This window comes from Gorillibacterium timonense, from assembly GCF_001457415.1.
GTDB classification, from domain to species: domain Bacteria; phylum Bacillota; class Bacilli; order Paenibacillales; family NBRC-103111; genus Gorillibacterium; species Gorillibacterium timonense.
Window position 1 is genome coordinate 1153769 of record NZ_LN881724.1, and the last position, 21862, is coordinate 1175630.

Annotated in this window: 23 protein-coding genes and 1 pseudogene; 15 read left to right on the plus strand and 9 right to left on the minus strand. The window is 52.4% G+C overall.

Going from position 1 to position 21862, the window contains the following annotated elements; genetic code table 11:
* Positions 1-18 precede the first annotated feature (18 nt).
* The 4 genes from BN2684_RS17870 to BN2684_RS17885 are packed head-to-tail and all read left to right on the plus strand — an operon-like array spanning position 19 to position 3595.
* Entirely contained in the window at positions 19-1383 is a 1365-nt protein-coding gene (locus BN2684_RS17870) for a CapA family protein (protein ID WP_058303483.1), read from the plus strand.
* A gap of 22 nt (positions 1384-1405) precedes the next feature.
* Positions 1406-2071 carry a fumarylacetoacetate hydrolase family protein gene (locus tag BN2684_RS17875; protein WP_058303484.1) on the plus strand — a complete coding sequence of 222 codons (666 nt, stop codon included), beginning with the start codon at positions 1406-1408 and terminating at the stop codon, positions 2069-2071.
* Positions 2068-2979 carry a DUF92 domain-containing protein gene (locus BN2684_RS17880; protein ID WP_082652057.1) on the plus strand — a complete coding sequence of 304 codons (912 nt, stop codon included), beginning with the start codon at positions 2068-2070 and terminating at the stop codon, positions 2977-2979. Before BN2684_RS17875 ends, BN2684_RS17880 begins: the two co-directional genes overlap by 4 nt.
* 40 nt (positions 2980-3019) lie before the next feature.
* Complete coding sequence (locus BN2684_RS17885; protein WP_058303485.1) at positions 3020-3595, plus strand: GNAT family N-acetyltransferase; 576 nt, start codon at positions 3020-3022, stop codon at positions 3593-3595.
* Between the two features lie 117 nt (positions 3596-3712).
* Here BN2684_RS17885 and pepF read toward each other — a convergent pair whose 3' ends face one another.
* The 3 genes from pepF to BN2684_RS17905 all read right to left on the minus strand — a co-directional run bounded on the left by pepF (position 3713) and on the right by BN2684_RS17905 (position 6455).
* Entirely contained in the window at positions 3713-5503 is a 1791-nt protein-coding gene (pepF, locus tag BN2684_RS17890) for an oligoendopeptidase F (RefSeq protein WP_058303486.1), read from the minus strand.
* 414 nt (positions 5504-5917) lie between these two features.
* Positions 5918-6103, minus strand: coding sequence for a hypothetical protein (locus BN2684_RS17900; protein ID WP_058303488.1), 186 nt, complete (start codon positions 6101-6103; stop codon positions 5918-5920).
* Between the two features lie 118 nt (positions 6104-6221).
* Positions 6222-6455, minus strand: coding sequence for a hypothetical protein (locus tag BN2684_RS17905; protein WP_058303489.1), 234 nt, complete (start codon positions 6453-6455; stop codon positions 6222-6224).
* 228 nt (positions 6456-6683) lie between these two features.
* Here BN2684_RS17905 and BN2684_RS17910 point away from each other — a divergent pair, with 228 nt between their 5' ends.
* The 10 genes and pseudogenes from BN2684_RS17910 to pfkA all read left to right on the plus strand — a co-directional run bounded on the left by BN2684_RS17910 (position 6684) and on the right by pfkA (position 16508).
* Positions 6684-6881: a cold shock domain-containing protein gene (locus tag BN2684_RS17910; protein WP_058303490.1), complete on the plus strand. Its 198-nt coding sequence runs from the start codon at positions 6684-6686 to the stop codon at positions 6879-6881.
* Positions 6882-7177: 296 nt separating this feature from the next.
* Positions 7178-7510: pseudogene (locus BN2684_RS17915) on the plus strand (PAS domain-containing protein); the annotation flags it as partial.
* A 355-nt stretch (positions 7511-7865) separates the two neighbouring features.
* Positions 7866-9638, plus strand: coding sequence for a peptide ABC transporter substrate-binding protein (locus BN2684_RS17920; protein WP_058303492.1), 1773 nt, complete (start codon positions 7866-7868; stop codon positions 9636-9638).
* A gap of 145 nt (positions 9639-9783) precedes the next feature.
* Positions 9784-10737, plus strand: a complete 954-nt coding sequence (locus BN2684_RS17925; protein ID WP_058303493.1) for an ABC transporter permease — start codon at positions 9784-9786, stop codon at positions 10735-10737.
* A 10-nt stretch (positions 10738-10747) separates the two neighbouring features.
* Positions 10748-11662, plus strand: a complete 915-nt coding sequence (locus tag BN2684_RS17930; RefSeq protein ID WP_058303494.1) for an ABC transporter permease — start codon at positions 10748-10750, stop codon at positions 11660-11662.
* Positions 11663-11674: 12 nt separating this feature from the next.
* Positions 11675-12703, plus strand: coding sequence for an ABC transporter ATP-binding protein (locus BN2684_RS17935; protein ID WP_058303495.1), 1029 nt, complete (start codon positions 11675-11677; stop codon positions 12701-12703).
* On the plus strand, positions 12696-13655 hold the full coding sequence (locus tag BN2684_RS17940; RefSeq protein ID WP_058303496.1) for an ABC transporter ATP-binding protein: 960 nt from the start codon (positions 12696-12698) through the stop codon (positions 13653-13655). Before BN2684_RS17935 ends, BN2684_RS17940 begins: the two co-directional genes overlap by 8 nt.
* 54 nt (positions 13656-13709) lie before the next feature.
* Positions 13710-14060 carry a hypothetical protein gene (locus tag BN2684_RS17945; protein ID WP_058303497.1) on the plus strand — a complete coding sequence of 117 codons (351 nt, stop codon included), beginning with the start codon at positions 13710-13712 and terminating at the stop codon, positions 14058-14060.
* 419 nt (positions 14061-14479) lie between these two features.
* Complete coding sequence (locus tag BN2684_RS17950; RefSeq protein ID WP_058304617.1) at positions 14480-15523, plus strand: tetraprenyl-beta-curcumene synthase family protein; 1044 nt, start codon at positions 14480-14482, stop codon at positions 15521-15523.
* 19 nt (positions 15524-15542) lie between these two features.
* Complete coding sequence (gene pfkA / locus BN2684_RS17955) at positions 15543-16508, plus strand: 6-phosphofructokinase (protein WP_058303498.1); 966 nt, start codon at positions 15543-15545, stop codon at positions 16506-16508.
* A 97-nt stretch (positions 16509-16605) separates the two neighbouring features.
* Here pfkA and BN2684_RS17960 read toward each other — a convergent pair whose 3' ends face one another.
* Complete coding sequence (locus BN2684_RS17960; RefSeq protein ID WP_058303499.1) at positions 16606-17064, minus strand: peroxiredoxin; 459 nt, start codon at positions 17062-17064, stop codon at positions 16606-16608.
* A 91-nt stretch (positions 17065-17155) separates the two neighbouring features.
* On the opposite strand from BN2684_RS17960, the gene BN2684_RS17965 reads away from it, so the two are divergent.
* A complete protein-coding gene (locus tag BN2684_RS17965; protein ID WP_058303500.1) occupies positions 17156-17368 on the plus strand; it encodes a DUF3906 family protein in 213 nt (70 codons plus the stop codon).
* 99 nt (positions 17369-17467) lie between these two features.
* On the opposite strand, the gene BN2684_RS17970 is transcribed toward BN2684_RS17965, so the two are convergent.
* The 5 genes from BN2684_RS17970 to BN2684_RS17990 form a co-directional block, all read right to left on the minus strand.
* Positions 17468-18646 (minus strand): putative glycoside hydrolase, encoded by a 1179-nt coding sequence (locus BN2684_RS17970; protein WP_058303501.1) that lies wholly within the window; start codon positions 18644-18646, stop codon positions 17468-17470.
* Between the two features lie 275 nt (positions 18647-18921).
* Entirely contained in the window at positions 18922-19116 is a 195-nt protein-coding gene (locus BN2684_RS17975; protein ID WP_058304618.1) for a hypothetical protein, read from the minus strand.
* Between the two features lie 138 nt (positions 19117-19254).
* Positions 19255-20073 (minus strand): YitT family protein, encoded by an 819-nt coding sequence (locus BN2684_RS17980; protein ID WP_058303502.1) that lies wholly within the window; start codon positions 20071-20073, stop codon positions 19255-19257.
* 201 nt (positions 20074-20274) lie between these two features.
* Positions 20275-21012: a DUF4247 domain-containing protein gene (locus BN2684_RS17985; protein WP_058303503.1), complete on the minus strand. Its 738-nt coding sequence runs from the start codon at positions 21010-21012 to the stop codon at positions 20275-20277.
* A gap of 36 nt (positions 21013-21048) precedes the next feature.
* Positions 21049-21588, minus strand: coding sequence for a DUF4178 domain-containing protein (locus BN2684_RS17990; RefSeq protein ID WP_058303504.1), 540 nt, complete (start codon positions 21586-21588; stop codon positions 21049-21051).
* Between the last annotated feature and the right edge of the window lie 274 nt (positions 21589-21862).

Below are 21862 nucleotides of genomic sequence, written 5' to 3' on the forward strand. Positions count from 1 at the left end.
CGAAAAGGAGTAAACCCGATGAACGCGAATCGTCCGAGCCGCGCCGCCGCAAACCGAAAGAAACGGCGTCGCAGGCAAGCTGGTCAGCTATTCCTGGCCGCAGCCGTCGTCCTGATCGTATGGGGCGGCTACGGGTATTGGAACCAGAGCCACGGCAGCAAGTCCGCCGAACCCGGAGTGACTCCTCTGGCAAGCGCCTCTCCGGTACCATCGATGGTGACGTCTTCTCCCGACACGCTTCCATCTGCAATCGCTTCTCCTACATCATCCGAACTCATTGTCACACCGGAACCTTCCGTTTCGTCTTCTTCCCCGGAAGCGGAGCCTGCTGAGACGGCGGCATCGGCCGTGCCGTCCTCAAATCCCGCCCAAACGGATGGAACCCAAGTCAACGCGGCTTCGCCCATCCCATATGAGCCCGGCGTGTTTACGGATCCGCAGCGCGTACAGTTGAGCTTCGTCGGAGATGTGCTGCTCGGCAGCAAGGTGGATACGCTGTTAACCAAAAACGGGTATGACTATCCCTATCGGAACATGTTTCCTTACCTGCAAAGACCCGACTTAACGGTGGCCGATCTGGAGACGCCCGTTACGAACGGAGGCGGGACTAAGCAAACGAAGGAATACGTCTACACCAGCTCTCCGAAGGCACTGCCTGCATTCAAGGAGGCCGGGTTCGATCTCGTCAACTTGGCCAATAACCATGTGATGGATTATGGGGTGGACGGCTTGCTTGAAACCTTCGACCATCTGAACGACAACGGAATTCCATATGTCGGCGCAGGGCGCAACGCGAAGGAAGCCTTCGAGCCGGTTTTTGTGGAGAAGAAGGGCATCAAGATCGCCTTTCTCGGCTTCAGCCGCGTCGTCCCGGATCAATCGTGGAAGGCAGGCGCATCGAGCCCAGGCGTAGCCGACACCTACAATTACACCTTGCCGGTTGAGGCGATCCGCAAGGCCAAAGAACGAGCGGATCTCGTCGTGGTGATCGCGCATTGGGGAGTGGAGAGACAGGATACGCCTGAGCCCTATCAAAAGGATTTGGCCCACCGCTTCATCGATGCGGGGGCGGATCTCATCGTAGCGAGCCATCCCCACGTTCTGCAAGGCTTCGAGACCTATAAGGGCAAGTGGATTGCTTACAGCTTGGGCAATTTCATCTTTACCACCAATTCGGTGGTGAAGACTTGGGACAGCATGGTTCTCGAGGCTTCCTGCACGCAAGAAGGAGATTGCGCGCTCAATGCCGTTCCCGTGCTGACCAAGGCGGCTCAACCAGCCGTCATGCTGCCCGATGCCGCGCTTGCGCTTTACCGGAGGCTGAATCTGGTATCGTTTGGCGCTCGCATTCTGGATAGTGGAAATATCGTCCCTATTCGCTGACAACAAGGAAGGATGTGCTTCTATGGAGAATGGATTCGATCAGAGTATCCAAAACCTGTACTGTGTAGGCCGGAATTACCGGCTTCATGCGGAAGAGCTTGGCAACGCCGTACCGACGGAACCGATGCTGTTCTTGAAGCCTTCTCATGCGGTCATCCCGGCGGATGGCCGGGTTATCGAGCTTCCCGGTGACCGGGGAGAGCTTCATTATGAGGCGGAGGTCGTTCTGCGCATAGGCCGCCGATTTGAACGGGGAATGTCGGTGGATGAGCTGGCCGACGGCTTCGCGCTCGGCATCGACTTCACCCTGAGGGACGTTCAGTCCACGCTAAAGGCGAAAGGGCAGCCGTGGCTGCCGGCCAAAGGATTCCTCCGTTCCGCTCCGATCGGTGTATTTCGGCCTTTTCCTGGAGCGGAGGCAGCTGCGGACATTCCCTTTTCGCTGGAGAAAAACGGCCATATCGTTCAGAGCGGGCAGATTCGCGACATGATCTTTTCCCTTCAGCAAATCGTGGATTTCACAGGAGAGCGGTACGGGCTTGGACCGGGAGACCTGATCTTCACGGGAACGCCGGCTGGTGTGGGAAAAGCGGACGAGGGTGACCGTTTCGAGCTCAAGTGGAACGGGGAGATTGCTGGAAGCTTTGTCGTCCGCCTTACGCATGCAAGCGAGGACAGTCGGGCATGATCGCCTTGCAGGAGTGGGTCTTCGCTTCTCCAATCCGGGATACTTGGCTCTATGAGCTGCTCGTGCCTGGCCGGACGGGTCTTCTGCCGTGGCTAATCGGTATCGCTGGCGGCTTATTCATTGGCATTGCGGCTTATCGCAAGCGGGCGCTAACGGGGTCGGGAGCAGCGGCGGCAGCCGTTCTCGGGGCACTGCTTTACGCAGTCGGCTCTTTGGTATGGTTTGCGGCGCTCATCGCCTTCTTCGCGTCGTCGACGACGTTCTCCTTATGGAAGAAGCACTTGCGCAAGGCTGCGGAAGAAAGCTATGAGAAGAACGGTACCCGCGACGCTTGGCAGGTAGCCGCAAATGGTCTGCCAGGGTCCGTCCTATGCGTCCTGTACAGCATTTGGCCCCATCCGATCCTTCTGGCCGGATTTCTCGGCGTCATGGCGGCGGTCAACGCCGATACATGGGCGACGGAGATCGGCGGCCTCAGCCGCCGCGGGCCGCGCTTCATCCTGACCGGAAAGCCCGTTCCGGCTGGAACGTCGGGAGGCATCACCGCGCTCGGCTCGGCTGCGAGCGCAGCCGGAGCGCTCTTTATCGGCGGTTGCGCCGCTGTCTGCTTGTATCTGGTCCCAGAATCGGGTATGCGGACCGAAGCGGTCGAACTCGTCGGGCTAGCGGCTGCCGCTTTTGCAGGAGGGCTTGTCGGGTCTTTCACCGATTCTCTGCTTGGGGCGACTGTGCAGCGTATGTACCGCTGCACAGTCTGCGGCCGATCCGTGGAACGCATAACGCATTGCAACCAGCCCGCGGTATTGGCTAGGGGCATTGTTTGGATGAACAACGATGCCGTGAATATCATCAGCTCCATGGTCGGCGGCGCGGTCGCGGCCCTGGTTGGTTTCCTTTTGCTTCCCTAACCAGAATCTTTGCACACCATGTGGAAAAGAGGCACCGATTATGTACGAACATCACAGTCATGAAGTCCCGCAGCCTGCACCTTCCAACAGCGTCCATCTTCGCCCGTTCAAGCGGGAGGATGCAGAGGAGTTGTTGAAGCTTCGAATCGCCAGCCGCACCCAATATGAAGCCTTTCAACCGGCTCGAGACGATTCTTATTACACCCTCTCTGCGCAAAGAGAAGAGATCGAGGAAGGACTGTTCGCAGAGGAGCGGGGAATGGATTATACCTTCGGCATCTTCCGTGGTCCGCAAGAAGAGCTGGTCGGCCGGATTCGGCTGTCCGCCGTTCACCGAGGTGTTTGGCTGAACGCGAACGTCGGTTATTTTGTCGGTACTCCTTATGCGGGGCAGGGCTATGCTACGGAAGCAGTCCGGCTAGCGGCTGCCTTCGCGTTCCGGGAGGCAGGCCTTCACCGGCTGCAAGCGGCAGTTATGCCTTGGAATGCCGCGTCCCTGCGCGTCATGGAGAAGGCCGGTTTCCGTCGCGAGGGGCTGGCGGTACGGTATCTGAACATCAATGGGGTATGGGAGGACCATGTCCTCTTCGCCATGACAGCGGAAGAATACCAGTGACCGGGATAACCGGATTAACGGAAAGGTATTACCCATTCCAACAAAGAAGAGCTGCCCTCGCAGATTGGTTCTCTGCAGGAGGACAGCTCTTTTGCATGTTCCGTTTGAACGGAGAAGTTATTTCGTGAGCTCTTCCATTTGCTCGATCAGGGTCTTGAATACATCCATCGCTTGCTTGATCGGCTCCGGAGTAGACATGTCGACGCCGGCTTTCTTCAGAATGTTGATCGAATAGTCGCTGCCGCCGCTCTTCAGGAAGCCGAGGTACCGTTCGACTGCAGGGGCCCCTTCCTCCAGAATCTGCTTGGAGAAGCTGGTAGCGGCGGAGAAGCCCGTCGCGTATTTGTACACGTAGAAGCTGTTATAGAAGTGGGGAATCCGTGCCCATTCCATTTCGATGGCTTGATCCACCGTCATGTCATTGCCGTGATACAACTTGTTCAGATCGTAATAAATCTTGCTGAATTCTTGCGGGGTAAGGGATTCTCCCGCTTCGCTCTTCTCGTGAGTGATCTTCTCAAATTCCGCGAACATCGTTTGACGGAATACGGTCGTGCGGAACTGATCGGCGTAATAGGTAAGCAGGTACAACTTCGCCTTTGGATCATCCGTCTTCTTGAGCAGATAGTCCATCAGCAGAGCTTCGTTGGTGGTGGAAGCAACCTCCGCCAGGAAAATCGTATACTGTGCGTCCCGATAGTCTTGGCTCGTGTCCGACAGATACGAGTGCATGGCGTGGCCCATTTCGTGGGCGAGGGTGAACATGCTGTTCAGGTTATCGTTGTGGTTCAGCAGGACATAGGGGTGGGTGCCGAAGGCTCCCCAGCTGTAGGCGCCGCTGCGCTTGCCTTCATTCTCATAGATGTCGATCCAGCGATCTTGGAAGCCCTTGTTCAGAACGGTCAGATAATCGTCGCCAAGCGGCTTGAGCGCTTCTGCGACCATCTTCTGGGCTTCTTGATAAGTGATATCCCATTTGAATTCTTCAACAAGCGGAGCGAACAAGTCGTACATATGGAGCTGGTCCACCTTCAGCAGCTTGGCACGAAGCTTCATGTAGCGCTGCAAGAGGGGCAGGGACTCGTGAATGGTATCGATCAGGTTGGTGTATACCTCGGTCGGGATCTTGTCGCCGTACAGGGACATTTCCAGAACGGACGGATATTTGCGTGCTTTGGCATAGAAGATGTTCTTCGTGATGTTGGCACCAAGGGTGGCCCCGAGCGTATTCTTCAGCTTGGCGTAGGTGTCATACATGGCGTCAAAGGCTGCTTTGCGCACCTCCTGGTTATCGCTTTCCAGGAACTGAATGTAGTTGCCGTGCGTAAGCTCGACCTCGTCTCCGTCCTCGTCCTTGATCTTCGGAAATTTCAGATCAGCGTTGTTGAGGAGGCTAAAGATTTTCCCGGGAGCTTGCGACACGTTTCCGACTTGGGCGATTAGCGCTTCCTGCTCCTTGGAGAGGACGTGAGGCTTTTGCCGGACCATCTCATCCAACGTATGCTTGAATTTGGCGAGTTCGGGGGCGCTGACGAGCGTTTGCAGCTGCTCCTCCGACAAAGCCAAAATCTCCGGGGTGATGAAGGACAGCGCTTCTCCGACTTCGACGCTCAGCTTCTGGGCTTTGTCCAAAAGCGCTTGAGGTCCGGGTTCGGCGGTGTCGCCATGATGCAGCATACTGGAGTAAACATAGAGTCGTTCGGTATGTAAGGAGATCTCGTCTTCCAGCTGGAAGCATTCTTTTACAGCCGCAGGGGTGTTTAATTTGCCTTGATAAGGGGGTACCTTGCCAAGGAGAACCTTCACTTCTTGATATTCTTTGTCCCATGCAGCCTGATCGGCCACCAGGTCCTCCAGCTTCCATGTGTTCTCTACCGCGACATCTTTGCGTTTCACCGTTTGTTTCACAGGATCCCTCCTCATGGTTGGTGCGGGCTCGGTCCAATTCCTCGGGCTTTCCTTCTTGGGTGCGGCCGAAGGCGGCCAACTGAAGACAGCCAAAGAAACGGCGAGGACCGAGCACAGCATGGTTTTGTATGAAAGCATAGCGTGCTCCTCCGGACGGTTTAAGGGAAACGGATGCCTCCTTTTGGCAAGAGAACAAGCAGTCCGTTTCTCTCTCGATAGTTTGTCCTGGAATGCGATTATTATCGGGTCCGGAGAGAGCTCTGGGTTCCGTATCGGATAACAGCCTGCTACTCGTTCACAGATCGGCGTTTATCTCGATTGCGGTTACCCCTAATCATAGCAGAAATGATGGAAACCAGAAAAGCAAAATGAGGAAAACCCGGGAAAGATGAAGGAAGAGCAAGGTTAGATCACCTAGAAATAAGCTCCTTGAGTGATCAGGTAGATGAGAAAAGCAAAAGCAATGACAATCATCACAATCGCTGTAATCGCTAGGTAACGTCGCATTGGAGGTTGGATCTTATTCTTGGACAGGATCAGCACCCCCGCAAAGCAAAAGCACGATATGATAAATGCGGCAGTCGTTCCGGTATCGTTCAACAGGTTTCACCTCCAGGGACCGAACTATAGCTGGGAACAAAGCAGAGATGAGGAAGGAAGAGCAGGAAAAGCCCTTTCCGAAGAAAAGGCTTCAGTCTTGTCGATCGGTTCGGCTCCCTCAAATTTGCTTGAAGGATTGAATAAGCGCTTCATACTCTTCGTCGGTTCCGTCGAAACGGTCGCGGGCAAAGCGTTCCTCCACCCAGTTCATCAAGGCCGGCCGGCTGAGAAAGGTGTGGCAGTCCTCTCCCCATTGGTCCGAAATCTCGCGGACGATGAGGGATTTTCCATTCTCTTCAACGGTCAGCATGTTCCATTTGTCTTTCTTATAGATCAAGTGTTTTTTTTGCACGGGGCATTCTCCATTTCCTTGTGAGCATAACGAAGATCGAAGGGATCCTCGCTTGAATGATACCTGATGCCTGGCCGAAACGCAATCGTCGGAAAACGGGAAGAAGGCAATCCAAGACGACGGGTAGATGTCAGGTTTTTTTTCAATGTTATTGCTTGTAACAGGTGGGCGCAGATGGTATAATAAGTGCATTCGCCAAGAATGGCGGAATTTTAGGAGGTAGTTAGTTTGAAAGGTATCGTTAAATGGTTCAACGCAGAAAAAGGTTACGGTTTCCTTCAAGTTGAAGGTGGCGAAGACGTATTCGTACACTTCTCCGCAATCCAATCCGAAGGTTTCAAAACCCTCGACGAAGGACAAGAAGTTGAATTCGATATTGTCGAAGGCAACCGTGGTCCTCAAGCAGCTAACGTCATCAAATTGTAAGATTTCCTCTTATAAATTTGTGTGCTAGCGTGTTTGGCGGTATCCTCTAGTGGATACCGCTTTTTATATGGGGATGGGAATGGGGAAATTTTCCATCCATTCAGGTAATCGGCTCTTCCGTTTCGAGGCTAAGCTCGAATGGAAGAGCATTTTTATTATATCTATTGTGATCAGGATCACAAAGATGCGGTATGGCTCATGCTACCTTGATATTGAGAATGGTTCTCGTTAAGCGGTATTAATGGAAGATTGCGGGGAGAGACTGCGATGGATCGGTATGTGAGCATGAAGGAAACGATTTGACATTCATTGACGAGAACAATGTGGTCCGATATTTCTCACACGGCAAGGAAAGAATCTTTGCACGCACGAAGGCGGTCATTGGCCGGACAGTGCAGAACTGTCACCCGCCTCAAAGCGTTCACGTAGTGGAAAAGCTACTCGAGGATTTCAAGTCTGGTCGCAAGGATGCAGAGGATTTTTGGATCGCTCTCGGTGAAAAGATGGTATATATCCGGTATTTTGCCGTCCGCGATGAGGAGGGGCATTATCGGGGAACTCTGGAATTTACACAGAATATCACCCCGATCCGCGCCTTGGAAGGGCAGAAACGTATTCTGTCTGAATGATGGACCTATCCGTTCTTTGCCATGACCAGATCTAATTTATCGTCAACAAGACACCTGAACGCTGTCGTCATTCCGAGACGACAGCGTTTTTTATTCAAAATGAGAAAAGAGAGTTTGTGATAGTCGGACAAGCACAAGCCGATTTTCATCGCGATTTATCCTTCCAAGTTCTCGTTAGTTTTCCTGATGAATACCTTGTCAATATCTCCATGTGAAAAAATAATCTTGACAACATCTAGATTATCCCATAAGTTTAAATTTAAATCCGACAGGATTGGTATTGTAAGAAAACCTGTCGTGATCTTTGTATCAAAGAGAGAGATACAAAACTATTACGAATTTGTGGAGGGGTAAGATGAAAAGGAAGTCGCTTGGAATCGTAAGTTTGATAATTGCCGCTACTATGCTGTTCACAGCTTGCAACAGCAACAGCTCGAAGCCGTCGGAATCGGCCAGCGGATCACCTGAGGCTAGCACCGCGCCTTCCGCTTCGGCATCAGCAGCACCGTCAGCAACCGCCGCAACCGTTGAGAAAGACCCCGATCAAACGCTTCGCCTTGTTTTCCTGGAACCGGAATCTCTGGATCCGAACGCTGCTTATGATACCGGAACGTTCTCCATTCTGAACGCCACCCAAGAAGGGCTCGTTCGGGCGAAGAACACCGGCGGTGCCGACGAAATCGTTCCGGCCGGCGCGGAAAAATGGGAGACCTCTGCTGATGGTCTCACATGGACCTTCCACCTGAGAGACTTCAACTGGACTGACGGCAAGCCGGTTACGGCTCAGCACTACGTCGACTCGGTCATTCGTCTCTTGACGAAAGACAACGCCTTCCCTTATGCGTACTTCGGCTACGATATCAAGAACGGCGAAGCCTTCAACCTGGGCAATGCCAAGGCTGAAGACGTAGGCGTTAAGGCCCTTGACGACAAGACCCTGCAATTTACTTTGGAAAGACCCGTACCGTTTTTCCTTTCCAAGCTCGAATACCCTGTTTTCTATCCGGTTCGTCTTGATGTCATCCAAGCCGGTGGAGAAAACTGGGCCAGCGATCCTGCTAAGCAAGTCTACAGTGGTCCTTACACCATCAAAGAATGGGTGAAGAACAACAGCATCACCCTGGACAAGAATCCGAAGTACTGGGATGCAGATAACACCTCGATCACCTCGGTTGTTATGAATGACATTCCTGAGTTCGCTACCCAAGCTCAATTGTTTGAATCCCAACAGTTGGACGTAACGGGTTCCTTGCAAGAATATGTAGCCAAGTGGAAACAAGATGCGGCTAACGGCAAGTTTGTCGGCATCAGCGGAGACACCCCGCTTACCGGGTTCATGGCCTTCAACCAGAAGACCGGCGGACCGAGCGGCATCCTCAAGAACGTCAAGATTCGCGAAGCCCTCTCGCTCGCTTTCGATCGCAACGAGCTGGTCACCGCTATCTACGGACGTTACAGCCCTGCTTATGGCTTTGTACCTAAAACCTTGGCAAGCGGCTCGGTTGACTATCGGACGACCGTACCGGAGCCTCTCAAAGCGCTTGCCGACCAATACGAGAACAAACCGGAAGAACTGCAAAAGCTGTTCCATGAAGGTCTGAAGGAACTCGGTAAAGACACGGCCAACCTGAAGGACATCAAGCTGACCTTCATTACGACCGGAACGGGTGCTACCGACAAGCAAAGACAAGAATGGTGGAAACAACAATTCGAGAAGAACCTCGGAATCACGGTTGACATGAAAGTATTCGGCGACACCAAGCTGTACAACCAAGCCAAGAACGCTTGGGAATTTGACATCATGACTTCTGGCTGGATCGGCGACTACAATGATCCGCTGACCTTCCTTGACATGTGGGTTACGGACGGCGGCAATAACTATTCGAGCTACAGCAACCCCGAATATGACAAGCTGCTCAAGGATCTGAGCACGGTCACGGATGAAGCGCAACGTCTCGATATTTACAAGAAGCTGGAACAAAAGCTCGTTGCGGAAGACTTCGGTATCACCCCGACCTACTACGGAGATACTCAACGCTTCGTACAGAATTACGTGAAGGACTTCTACTTCCCGATTTTCGGGCCGGTCTACGACTGGACGAAGGCTTACATCGCGAAACGCAATTAATCGATTAGGGAAACGAAATTCAGCCTCTTCAAAGCAAGAACTTTTCAACATTGCATGAACGTATAAGCCTTACACAGCAGGTATGCGTGTCGTTCTCTGACGCGCATACCTGCATCGTGTATGGAGCTTCGATGGAGGATAACTTATGGCCCGATATCTAACCCGCCGATTATTGCAAATGATACTGACCTTGTTCATTATTACGACGGCCACATTCTTTTTACTGTCTGCTATACCCGGTGATCCGTTGACAGAAAAGGTAGCGAAGCTGCCGCCTAACATCAAGGCGGAAATGTATAAGAAGTATGGATACGATCGCCCTGTCGTCGAACGGTACTACAAAGCGATGAAGGGCATCATCACCCGAGGAGACTTCGGCCAATCCGTTGTCTATCCCGGACAGACGATGCAAAGCATCATCAAGGAAAAGCTGCCGGTATCCGCACGTTTGGGTATTCAACAGGCGCTGGTCGGAGTAACGGTAGGCTTGTTGCTAGGCATTATCGCTGCTATGAAACGCGGCTCGTGGGCGGATCATATGATCGTTACGTTATCGATGGTTTTGATCTCGACCCCGACTCTGGTGTGCGCATTGCTCATTCAGAAGTATTTAGCCGGATCGTATTTCCCGATTATCGGCTGGCCCAAGGGGCAGAATTTGTGGTTTGGCGGCTGGAAATACACGATTTTGCCCACCCTTTCCGGATGCCTGGGGTATATTGCTTCTTATTCTCGGCTGATGAAGACCTCTATGTTGGACTCCGTCAATCAGGATTATATCTTGACGGCAAGAGCCAAGGGCTTGTCTGAAACGAAAATTGTTTTCCGGCATGTACTGCGCAACTCGTTCATCCCGATTGTGACTATTCTTCCCTTGACGATCGCCTTCGTCATCACGGGCTCTTTCTTTATTGAACGCGTGTATTCGATTCCTGGCATCGGTTTGTACTTCATCGGGGCCGTAACCGGCAGAGACGTGCCGATTATTATGGGAGAGACCGTGCTGCTCACGATCATCTATCTTGTCGTCATCTTTTTCACCGACATCCTGTACACCATAGTCGATCCCAGAATCCGAATCCTTGGAACCAAAAGATAGGAGAGAACTCATGACGATTAACGAGGATATGATTCGTAAAGTGGATAGGAATACCCTGATGTCCGACCAGATTGTCAGGGAAAATATCTCGTATTGGCAGGATGCTTGGAGAAGACTGCGGAGAAATCCGGTGGCGATGGCTTCGCTTGTTGTTCTGTTCCTGATTCTTTGCTATGCGATTCTCGGACCTATCATCCGAGGAGCCGACTATATTACGATTGCCGCCAAATACAAGAACACGAAACCCAACGGAACATTCTGGTTCGGTGCAGATTCACTGGGGCGCGATCTGTTCTCTCGTGTGGCGATCGGCACACGAATCTCTGTTTCCGTTGCGATTGCCGCCAGCTTAGTGCAGATTGTAGTGGGCTGCATATACGGCGGAGTGATGGCTTATTTCGGCGGTATCGTCGATGAAATCATGATGCGAATTATCGAAGTTCTGAACAGCATCCCTTCCTTGATCATCACCATTCTGATCATGATTCTGCTCGGCAACGGGATGATTCCACTCTTGATCGCACTCTGCATCGCTTCCTGGACGGGAACCGCCCGAATGATTCGCGGCCAGGTCATGCAATTGAGAGAAAGCGAATATGTGCTCGCGGCGCAAACGCTCGGAGCCTCTCATACGAGAGTCATCGGCAAGCATTTGCTGCCGAATACCCTCGGCCTCTTGATCTTGAATGCATCGACGAGCATACCGGCGGTCATATTCGATGAAACGGTATTGTCCTTCCTCGGAATCGGGGTTCAGCCACCGAAGTTCAGTCTGGGTACGCTCATTTCGCTTGGACAAGATATGATGTCCTTTTATCCTTATCAGTTGCTGTATCCGGCGGGCATCCTATGTCTCATGGTCCTCGCATTCAATTTGTTCGGAGAAGGTTTGAGAGATGCGCTTGACCCCAAGCTTCGCAACTAGGAGAGAAGATGCATGGAAAAAATGCTGCAGATAAAAAAATTGGCTGTGTCCTACCATACGTATGCAGGTGAGGTACAAGCCGTAAGAGGAATTTCCTTTGACGTGCTCAAAGGAGAAACCGTCGCGATTGTCGGAGAGTCCGGCTGCGGCAAAAGCGTCACTGCCAGGGCAATTATGGGATTGATCCAGAAGCCCCAGGGTGAAGTCAAGCCGGGGAGCCAGATTCTATACAAAGATCAAGATATTGCGAAGATGTCCCGCAGAGAACTGCGCCGCTACCGAGGGAAAGAGAGCGCCATTATCTTTCAGGATGCGTTATCGTCGCTGAACCCGACCATGAAGGTGGGGAAACAAATCGTAGAGGGCCTGACGGCTCATTCGAAGATCAGTCGATCGGAAGCTCGCGGCAAGGCGCTTGATCTGCTGTCCAAGGTGGGGATTCCTAATCCTGAGAAGCGGATCAACCAGTACCCCCATCAGTTTTCCGGAGGAATGCGCCAGCGTGTCATGATTGCCATAGCTCTCGCCTGCAATCCCAATCTGCTGATTGCGGACGAACCGACGACTGCGCTCGATGTGACGATCCAGGCGCAAATTCTTTTGCTGATCAAGAAATTGCAAAAGGAGCTGGGTTCCTCGGTCATCATGATCACGCATGACCTCGGAGTCGTCGCGAATATGGCGGATCGGATTGTGGTCATGTACGCCGGTAGAATCGTGGAGGCGGGGACGGCGGAAGATATCTTCTACGAACCCAAGCATCCTTATACTGTTGCCCTTTTGAATGCGGTGCCGAAAATTTCGGACGAGGATGAAATCGCGGAGCTGGAAGCGATCCCGGGCACGCCGCCTGATCTCATTGCTCCTCCGATCGGATGCAGCTTCGCAGCCCGCTGCAAGCATTGTATGGAAATTTGCGTTTCCCACGATCCGGAACAGATTGAATTCGCAGGAGAGCATCGTGCTTCCTGCTGGCTTCATCACCCGGATGTGATAGCACTGCTGAAGAAACCGCAGCTGGAGGGCGCAAACCATGAATGAACCGATCCTTGAAGTCAATCATTTGAAAAAGTATTTCAAAGTGGGAAGAAAAGCCGAGTTGAAGGCCGTTGACGATGTTTCCTTTGCGATCCGAAGCGGAGAAACCTTGGGTTTGGTAGGCGAATCGGGCTGCGGGAAAACGACCTGCGGACGGACCTGTATCGGCATGTATGAGAAGACTGGCGGCAGTGTGCTGTACAAGGGCAAGGATGTCCACGTCGAGAAGAAACAACATCCGCTCGCTCTTTCGAAGGATGTCCAAATGATCTTTCAGGACCCGTATGCCTCGCTCAATCCGCGCATGACGGTCGGAGACATTATCGCCGAAGGGATCGACGTTCACGGATTGGCAGCGAATTCCAAAGATCGCAAGGAACAGATCATGGAGCTGCTGAATCTAGTCGGCTTAAATAAAGAGCATGCTAATCGGTTTGCCCATGAATTCTCCGGGGGACAAAGGCAGCGGATCGGGATCGCCCGAGCGCTTGCCGTCGATCCGAGATTCATTCTGTGCGACGAGCCGATATCCGCACTCGACGTGTCCATCCAGGCGCAAATCGTGAACTTGCTGGTCAAGCTTCAGCGGGAGAGAGGGCTCACCTATCTCTTCATTGCGCATGACCTGTCCATGGTCAAGCACATCTCTCATCGGGTCGGCGTCATGTATCTGGGTGCCCTTGCAGAGATCGGGCCTTCTCGGGAGCTGTACCGCAAACCGCTTCACCCTTATACCCAGGCCTTGCTGTCTGCAGTGCCCGTCGCTGATCCGAAAGTGGAAAAGAGCCGCGAGATTATCGTTCTGGACGGCGAAGTTCCCAGTCCGATCAATCCGCCGGAGGGATGCCGCTTCAGGGATCGGTGCAAGCTGGCGATGCCGATCTGCAGTGAGATTACGCCAAAGCTGAAGGAAGTTGCCCCTGACCACTCCGTCGCATGCCATTTGTACAACTAATCGTGAGTCCTTCGTGCGGATGCGTATCAGCATCTCGAATGGAAGGGGAACTATATGAGCAAGATTAAGAACTATTTGCATGACCTTCTCCTGATTGTGGCGGTGACGGTAGTTGGAGCCGGCGTTCTTTCTCTGATTGCCATCGTCATAACCTTGGCCATAAAGGGAAGGGATCCCGTAAGCTTGATGGAAAGTGCACGCGGGATTTTGTTCCTAGCGGGCAGTCTGGGGCTGTTTCTTTCCTCGCTCTTCTTGATCCGAAGGCAGAAGGAAATGAGGCTGAAATTCGAACATCAATGGCAGGCGAAATTTAAAGTGCTTCGCCCCCTGCCTGTTCTTCTTCTGGCAAGCGCAGGGCTCCTCTCCTCTGGAGCCCTTTGGGATCTGGTATTGTTTTATCGGTAACAGCAGTGAACGCATCCTCCTCTGATCACAGAGATGGCTCGTTTTCCATCGCTTGGATAGGAGGAGGATTTTCGGTTCCTGCTCGCATTAGCATTCTTCCACTAAGGTGAACGCGTTCGCTTTGTTTGAAGATTAGCCTATTGGCAAATATCCTTTGTCGTGATAAATTAAACGAATAGACTTAAGGTGTTTTGTCCCCGTGTCGGGAGCTTACGTTCACAGCTCTAGATGGGGCTTTTCTTGTGGACGGAAGTGAGACCGGGGGAGGGTAACGATGGTTTCCCCGAGTTTTGCACCTCTCCTTGAAAAGCGGTATGATAGTGGGATGAGGAGCATGACGTTTCGGAGGATTACAAGTGAATTCGATCTCAAAGACAACCCAGAAGACTCATCGTTATCCCAAAGGTCCGTTGACGCTGATGACCATCGTGTATCGGCACATCCTGCCAGGGGTGAAGCAGGCGCTTGCCCAATGGGAGGAATCGGCCGGGAGCATACCCGATCCGGAGCTGAAGAAGCAAGCCATCGCCAGCATCCAGACCAAACGGTTTCACTGTCAGGGTGGGGCTGTATACGCAGCGGCCAACCTGCCGCAGAAGGATCAACTGATCTCGCTCATCGTCGCCTTTCAGACCATAAGCGACTATTTGGACAACCTTTGCGACCGCAGCACATCGCTTGATCCGGTGGATTTCCGCCAGCTTCATCAATCGATGCTGGACGCAGTGACGCCCGAGCTGGAGTTAGCCGACTACTATGCTTTCCGAACTGAAAGGGAGGACGGGGGGTATCTCATTCGGCTTGTCGAGGCTTGCCGCACGCAGATTGCTCAGCTTCCCTCTTATCGGTATTTTGCCGGGGAGATTCAACAGCTGGTTTCTCTGTACGTGGACCTGCAGGTCTATAAGCACATCCGCAAGGATTTACGGGAAGATGCGCTGACGCAGTGGTGGGAAGAGAAGGGGAAGAACTACCCGGACATTCGCTGGAATGAGTTTGCTGCCGCAACTGGTTCCACGCTTGGCGTATTCATGCTCTTCCTAGCTGCCTCGGAGCCGGAAGCGGATCCTGAGGTGGCAGCTGTAATCGGACGAGCTTATTTCCCTTATGTTTGCGCTTTGCACATTCAGCTCGACTATCTGATCGATCAGGAAGAGGATCGGCAAGGCGGGGACTTGAACTTCTGCTTCTACTACGGAAGCGGAGAAGAGACCGTTCGGCGCATGGGCTTCATCGCAGCGGAAGCTCGCAAAGCGATCACCCGGCTAAAGGCTCCCCGGTTCCATCGGATGATCATCGAGGGCTTGATCGCTCTCTATCTGTCGGACCCCAAGGTCGCAAGCCAACCGGATGTGAAGAACGTGAGAAGCAAGCTGCTCTTCCGCAGCCCGATGATGCGTGTGTTTTTCCTGATCAATTCGGTTTTTATCCGTTTTCGAGAGCCCTTAAGCAAATCCATTTAGCATATAGGAGGACATGGGTATGACGATTCGTTCCATTGCCGTATTGACCAGCGGCGGCGACTCTCAAGGCATGAATGCCGCTGTTCGCGCGGTAGTCAGAAGCGGTCTGTATCACAATTTGAAAGTGTATGGTATCCAACGCGGGTATTACGGTCTCATTCATGATGATATTCGGAAAATGGATCTGCGCAGCGTCGGCGATATCATTCATCGCGGCGGTACGATTCTTCAGACTGCCCGCAGTAAGGAAATGATGACTCCCGAAGGCCAGCAGCTTGCTGCAGACAACCTCAAGAAGCGCGGAATCGACGCTCTTGTGGTCATCGGCGGCGACGGATCTTATCAAGGCGCTCAAAAGCTGAGCAAACTGGGCATCGCCACCATGGCGCTTCCAGGTACCATCGACAATGACATTTCTTATACGGACTTTACGATCGGGTTCGATACAGCCGTCAGCATCGTAGTCGACGCGATCAACAAACTGCGTGACACGATGACGTCTCATGAACGCTCCTCGGTCGTAGAAGTTATGGGTCGCCACTGCGGCGATATCGCCCTGTACGCTGGACTTGCGAGCGGTGCTGAGTCGATCCTCGTTCCGGAGATCCCTTTCAAGATCGAGGAAGTAGCGGAACGCATGAAGGACAATTTCCGTTCCGGCAAGCGTCACAGCATTGTCCTTGTGGCTGAGGGTGTAGGCAATGGCGAAGAAATCGGCGGACAGATCCGCGATATGACGGGGCTCGATACCCGTGTAACGGTGCTTGGCCATGTTCAACGCGGTGGCACACCGACGCATAACGACCGCATTCTGGCAAGCCGTTTGGGCGATTTCGCCGTCCGCAAGCTGCTTGAAGGAGAATCCGGCAAAGCCTGCGGCGTCATCAACCGAGAGTTGGTGACGACGGACATCGATCTCGTCGTTAACACGAAGAAGCCGTTTAACCGCGAACTGTATGAGCTCGCGCTTCGCTTGTCGGTATAAGCAGCGGTTTATTAAAGCAAAAAAGCAAGCTCTCTTTCCGTGAGGAATGCAAGAGCTTGCTTTTTTTAACCCCAATTAGAGCGTGGCTTCAAAGGTTCTAGTTCAGCACGATCTTGTGCGCCTTGCGTAAGGCCTCCATTATCTCGTCCGTCGTTCGGGAGCCGTGCCGGGCATAATGGATTAACCCATCCGATCCGATCACGAAGACGGTCCTCTTCTGGCCGCCATAGGGGATGATCGATTGACCGACCTCATACAACCGATTGATCAGGCCGTCCTGATCAGAAACTAGAGGAAACGGATAGTGCTCCTTCTCGGTGAACTTTTCATGTTCCTCCAAACCGGCGGAATTGATCCCTACGATGAAGGCATTCAGCTTCGAATACTGCAAAATGGCATCCCGTACGGCGCAAAGCTGCCGGGTGCAAACCGGGGTATGATCTTTCGGGTAAAAAATCAGCACGATCGGTTTTTTGCCCAGGTAGGTGCGCAAATCGATCAGCCCTTGCGTGCTTGGGGCCGTGAAGGGCGGAGCCTTATGTCCAACTTCCAGCATGCGTATCCTCTCCTTTAAGGGCAGCGTTTTAGATATTTTACACGGCTTTTGCCAAATGGGAAACCAAAATTATTTATCGGTGGTGAAAAATATGTTTTTGTACAAATTGGAAGCGGTGACGAGCGATCAGCTCCTTCATGTGGTCATTCTGGCCGAGACGGATGAACAGGCATTCGCCGGGGCGGAGTCTCAGCTTGTTCGCCATTACGTAGCGCCTCCCGTGATCGAAGAGCTGGTGATCGTAGAGAAGAAGAGGGCGGAGAAAGGGGCCGGCTATGTGCTGGAGCCGCTCGCTGCCAAATAATGCGAATTTAAGTATAGAATTCTACTTTATAAAACAAAAATCCTCTGCGCGGGCAGAGGATTTTTGTTCATTTGAAGGCTAATCGAGCGATACTCCCTGTTACGGGGTGTAATCCACACCGGGCGTGTATTTGTTCGAGGAGCTCCAAAGGAGAAATTCATCGACTCCGTTATCCTTCAAGGCTTTGATTTGGGCATCCACCTGAGCCTTGCCGTACTTAATATGTCCAGACACCCATGTGGCGGTGAAGTCCTGAATCCAGGGACGGACGATCGGCTTCAGCTCCTTCAAGGGGGCGAGCTTCTTCTCGGTGTCTATGCTGGCGCCGTCAATGGTTTTGTAGGGCTGGGCATCGGGAACATTCGAGCCATACCAGCCGGTGCTGTAGTGGCTCGGATAAATCATCGGGCAAATGACGTCTACATTCTGTGAAATCTTCTGGAAGTCCTGGCCGATCCCTTCCGCAGCCGGCACAGCTGCGGCATATCCGAAGATGTCTACCGATACCCGTACTCCAAGGGGAGTAAGCTGCTCCTTGGCATACTTGACGAATTCGGATACGGCGTTGATCCTCGTACGTTTGTCATGGGTGTACTTGAGAATGTCGGCGCGTTTCTCGAAACCCTCCGGAAACCGGACATAGTCGAATTGAATTTCCTTGAACCCTTGCTTGGCGGCTTCCTTGGCAACTTCAATGTTGTAATCCCATACTTCCTTCATGTAAGGATTCACGAAGCTGTCATTGTTCTTGTTGGTCCAAAGGGTTCCATCCGGGTTCTTGAACGAAAGGTCGGGCCGCTTGTTCGCCAGTATCGTATCCTTAAAAACGACGATCCGGGCGATCGGGTAAATGTCGTGCTCCTTCATGGTATTCATGACGCTTGAGATATCGCCGATGAACTTCTGCTCAGCTCCGGTCTTCTCCAGCTCCGGGTTGCCAGTCTTGTAGGTGATGTAGCCTTTGTCATCCTTGATATCGATGACCAGCGAATTGAGCTCCGTCTCGTCCATCAGCTTAACGAGCTGCTGAAAGCGAGCGCCTCCTGCACTATAAGCCGTAGAATAGACGCCTCTAACCTTGGGAGCATCCGGCTGTGGATCCTCTTTGCTGGTCGGGCGCAGGTAGTCGTCGGCACTTCCAGCAGGTGTGTTCTCATCTACGGCTACGATGGGAGGAGGCGTAAGCGAAGCGGCAACCACTTTGTCGAGCGTAATGTCGTTCTGTGCGGCAGAAGCGTTACCCCAAATCAACAAGAGGGCGGCAAGCAAATTTTCCATAAGTGCGATCTCTCCAAATCTGTACCATTATCGGCGTTCTCATTTTTCTTACCCCAATCACTTCTCATACTAAACAAAAGCGGCGAAAACTACAAAGGTATTTTGTCCTAGCGTGGGTTAGCGTCGATTATCAGGTCTTCAAACAGAAGAGAATCCTTGTAGAATGCTGGGAAATCGTCGATGGGTCTTCTAGCAGAAGCTGCAGAGTTCTGAATACCCCATTCGGGCACGCTCGCTTGTGAGATGAGAACCTCGGGTGACGAGAAAAAGACGCCTTACTGAAGCCAGGCGTCCTTTTGATGTTCCGAAATGCTGTATTGAATGATTTCCATGGCATCCTCGGTCTCCAAGGACTCGATGCCGTTCATGAGCACGATGTCCGAATCCAATTCAATCTTCTTGAGGAAAGGGAACATCTGCGGTGTAAATTTCATTACGATACTGGCCAGCTTTACGGTTTCCACAGGCATCACCATCCCAATCGGATTTTCTTGGTAAGAAAAAGGAGTTGGAACGCGCGCGCGCAGGACGCACCAGAACACATATGAAATTCACACTACTAGTATACCATGCCCTTACCGCCCGACAACAGGGAGAATGCGGATGTTTCAGTGCCGGCGGAATTCCCCAAGAACGCCTACGGTTTCTACAATGTTCACGAAAGCTTTCGGATCGAGGTCATGAATGATTTTCTTCAACTCGGCAAGCTCATAGCGGGTCGTGACTACCATAAGAACATCCTGCTCCTGCTTGGAATAAGCTCCTTCTGCTTTCATGACCGTCACTCCGCGGTTTTTCAGCAGAACCTCAACAAGCTTCTCCTTCTCCTTGGTGACGATGAACGCCGTGACCTTCACATGACGGATGTGAATGGAATCGACCAGCTTGGAGGAGACGTAAATCGACAGCATGGAATACAGGGCCAAATCCCAATTCTCTTTATAATACCCGAGTGCGAGGATAACCAAACCGTTCAGGAGAAAAATAAAGCTGCCGAGCGGAAAATCCCGATTGCGCGTCACGATCGAGCCGACGATGTCGAAGCCTCCCGTGGAGCCGCCTGCGCGGAGCGAGATTCCCGATGCGATCCCGATAATCACCCCTCCGAAGACGGCGGCAAGAATCGGCTCATTCGCAATCGGATGAGTCGGTACAATCTGCATGAACCAGGTTGTCGCTCCGACCGAGAGCAGGCTCAGAAAGATAAAGCGGCGTCCGATGGCATAGAGCCCCCACAGGATGATGGGGATGTTAAACAGCAAATACATCGCTCCGATGTTCCAATTTGTAAAATACCCGATCAGCATGGATACTCCGGACATGCCTCCGGCGAGCAGCTGATGGGGAATAAGCAGCATGTTGAAGCCGACAGCGAGCAGTAAGGCTCCGACAAGCAGGGCTCCGATTTCGTAAAGCGTGCGTTTCATGAATCCACCTCAACCCTAGTTTTCACCATCCTGGGAGCATTATCCGAGGTTGGCGCGTAACCCATTATACGATACCCGCCGGTTTTGTCCATATAAAAAGCTCATTTCGTCCGGTTCACACAAAACCCCCTGATCGCAGGAAGCGTCAGGGGGTTGTCGGGGCTGTTAGCTATTGCGGCGGATACCGGAGTTTCGCGAGTATCAACGTCGTCGTTTCGTTGAGAAGGAGCCGAAGCTTTTTTTGGTTGTGGGAACCTTGCTCTTGAAAACAGGAGTGGAGCCATCGCTTTTCCGGCTGTAGGATTTGGTGTTCCAGGTTCCAGAGGTTCCCGAGCTTTTGGGTGTATCAGAGAGCTCCGTTGACGATTTGTCGCTTTTATTTTTGCTGCTGAAGAGCCCGGTGCCCGTTTTCGTCTTAGGTGTATCTTTGCCCTTCAAGCTCTCTTCGAAGGTGCTGGTCTTCGTCTTGCTGTCGGGCAGGGAGGAGTAGCCTTTGTAGGTGTTTCCTCCGTTCGAGATCCAGCCGCCGCCAGAACCGCCGAATAAGGACTGGAGGAGAGAGGCTGTCAGATACCCTTGCAGGAAGGACGAATCATAATGATTCTGCGCATAGGAAAGGGTGCTGATCTCCACGAGGGAATTGGCGGCGTTAGCCGGGTCCTGCTGCACCTGGATGATTTTGTCCGAGTAAGCCAGGAACATTTCATCCTTGCTTTCCTTGCTGATCTCCCGCGGCTTCTCTTCCTCAGCCAACTTGCCTGCGGTAGTCGGTACGTCTTGATCCTCAACCAGGTAAACCTTGGAGGAATCTTGGCCTTTTCCTTGTATATCAACGAGCGGATAATGATCCGATACATAGCTGGATGCGTTGGAACAGCCAGCCATAAGAGAGAAGACAAGCGCCAGCGCGACCCAAGCTTTCCAGGTCAGGCGTTTCATGAAGCAACCTCCTTTAGGCTCTCGTGCTGATGTCGGTTAAGCTTGTTGATTGGAGCGCAGGAAGCGAACCTCTCCGGAGGGCAGGCGCTCTCCTTGCATGGCGACGAATTTCCCATCCTGCCATTGGAGGAAGAAGTAGCCTTCTCCATCCGAGCAATAGCGCCACAGCATGACGTCATCTCCGCTGCGGAAATCGGTTTGTCCTTCCGCTCGGGTGACATCCGTACGGTTCCATTCAAGGTCATAGAAGACTTCGCCGTCTACATCGAGACGGGTCGGCACTTCGCTCGGATCATCCAGCGAGCCCTCGACGAATTCGCAGAGAAAGCACTCGTACTGACGCCCCTTTTCGATCAGAAGGCAAGAGATGTTCTTACCGTCGCGAAGGTAATACGCATAACGGTGAGGGGCATAACCTCGGTCGAAATAAACGACTTTGCCTGTGATGACATACTGTTCGAGATCAACGGACACGATATCTCCAATGCGTGCTTCTTCAATCGAATTTTGCTGAGGAGCAGCAGGCGCTTCCTTGCGGCTCTTGATGATGGCTCCAATCCGTTTCTTTATAGACATAGGCGGTCTCCCTTGCCATGTAATCGATTTGATGTTACCTTCATACGATCCATGTGCGGAATGGTTTCAGGGTTCTTGTTAGGAAGAAACGCTCAAGTCCGCTGTCAGCCCTAATCGTGTGGGTATGAATCGGCGTCAATGGGTATGAAAAGTTGTGCGGAGACCACGATTTTTAAGCTGACAGCGTACTAGGTCAAACGGCTTGAAAAAGAATATGAAAGCATTTCTCAAGGCCGCTGGCATTGGCATCGTACGGTGTGCTATACTAACCAAT

What these genes read in the sequence shown, in the direction of transcription:
- BN2684_RS17975 (WP_058304618.1), bottom strand. Translation starts at nt 19,116, where the DNA reads ATGCCTGTGGAAACCGTAAAGCTGGCCAGTATCGTAATGAAATTTACA.
- BN2684_RS17945 (WP_058303497.1), top strand. Translation starts at nt 13,710, where the DNA reads ATGAGCAAGATTAAGAACTATTTGCATGACCTTCTCCTGATTGTGGCG.
- pfkA (WP_058303498.1), top strand. Translation starts at nt 15,543, where the DNA reads ATGACGATTCGTTCCATTGCCGTATTGACCAGCGGCGGCGACTCTCAA.
- BN2684_RS17935 (WP_058303495.1), top strand. Translation starts at nt 11,675, where the DNA reads ATGGAAAAAATGCTGCAGATAAAAAAATTGGCTGTGTCCTACCATACG.
- BN2684_RS17925 (WP_058303493.1), top strand. Translation starts at nt 9,784, where the DNA reads ATGGCCCGATATCTAACCCGCCGATTATTGCAAATGATACTGACCTTG.
- BN2684_RS17880 (WP_082652057.1), top strand. Translation starts at nt 2,068, where the DNA reads ATGATCGCCTTGCAGGAGTGGGTCTTCGCTTCTCCAATCCGGGATACT.
- BN2684_RS17965 (WP_058303500.1), top strand. Translation starts at nt 17,156, where the DNA reads ATGTTTTTGTACAAATTGGAAGCGGTGACGAGCGATCAGCTCCTTCAT.
- BN2684_RS17980 (WP_058303502.1), bottom strand. Translation starts at nt 20,073, where the DNA reads ATGAAACGCACGCTTTACGAAATCGGAGCCCTGCTTGTCGGAGCCTTA.
- BN2684_RS17950 (WP_058304617.1), top strand. Translation starts at nt 14,480, where the DNA reads ATGACCATCGTGTATCGGCACATCCTGCCAGGGGTGAAGCAGGCGCTT.
- BN2684_RS17970 (WP_058303501.1), bottom strand. Translation starts at nt 18,646, where the DNA reads ATGGAAAATTTGCTTGCCGCCCTCTTGTTGATTTGGGGTAACGCTTCT.
- BN2684_RS17920 (WP_058303492.1), top strand. Translation starts at nt 7,866, where the DNA reads ATGAAAAGGAAGTCGCTTGGAATCGTAAGTTTGATAATTGCCGCTACT.
- BN2684_RS17870 (WP_058303483.1), top strand. Translation starts at nt 19, where the DNA reads ATGAACGCGAATCGTCCGAGCCGCGCCGCCGCAAACCGAAAGAAACGG.
- BN2684_RS17960 (WP_058303499.1), bottom strand. Translation starts at nt 17,064, where the DNA reads ATGCTGGAAGTTGGACATAAGGCTCCGCCCTTCACGGCCCCAAGCACG.
- BN2684_RS17985 (WP_058303503.1), bottom strand. Translation starts at nt 21,012, where the DNA reads ATGAAACGCCTGACCTGGAAAGCTTGGGTCGCGCTGGCGCTTGTCTTC.
- BN2684_RS17875 (WP_058303484.1), top strand. Translation starts at nt 1,406, where the DNA reads ATGGAGAATGGATTCGATCAGAGTATCCAAAACCTGTACTGTGTAGGC.
- BN2684_RS17940 (WP_058303496.1), top strand. Translation starts at nt 12,696, where the DNA reads ATGAATGAACCGATCCTTGAAGTCAATCATTTGAAAAAGTATTTCAAA.
- BN2684_RS17990 (WP_058303504.1), bottom strand. Translation starts at nt 21,588, where the DNA reads ATGTCTATAAAGAAACGGATTGGAGCCATCATCAAGAGCCGCAAGGAA.
- BN2684_RS17885 (WP_058303485.1), top strand. Translation starts at nt 3,020, where the DNA reads ATGTACGAACATCACAGTCATGAAGTCCCGCAGCCTGCACCTTCCAAC.
- BN2684_RS17930 (WP_058303494.1), top strand. Translation starts at nt 10,748, where the DNA reads ATGACGATTAACGAGGATATGATTCGTAAAGTGGATAGGAATACCCTG.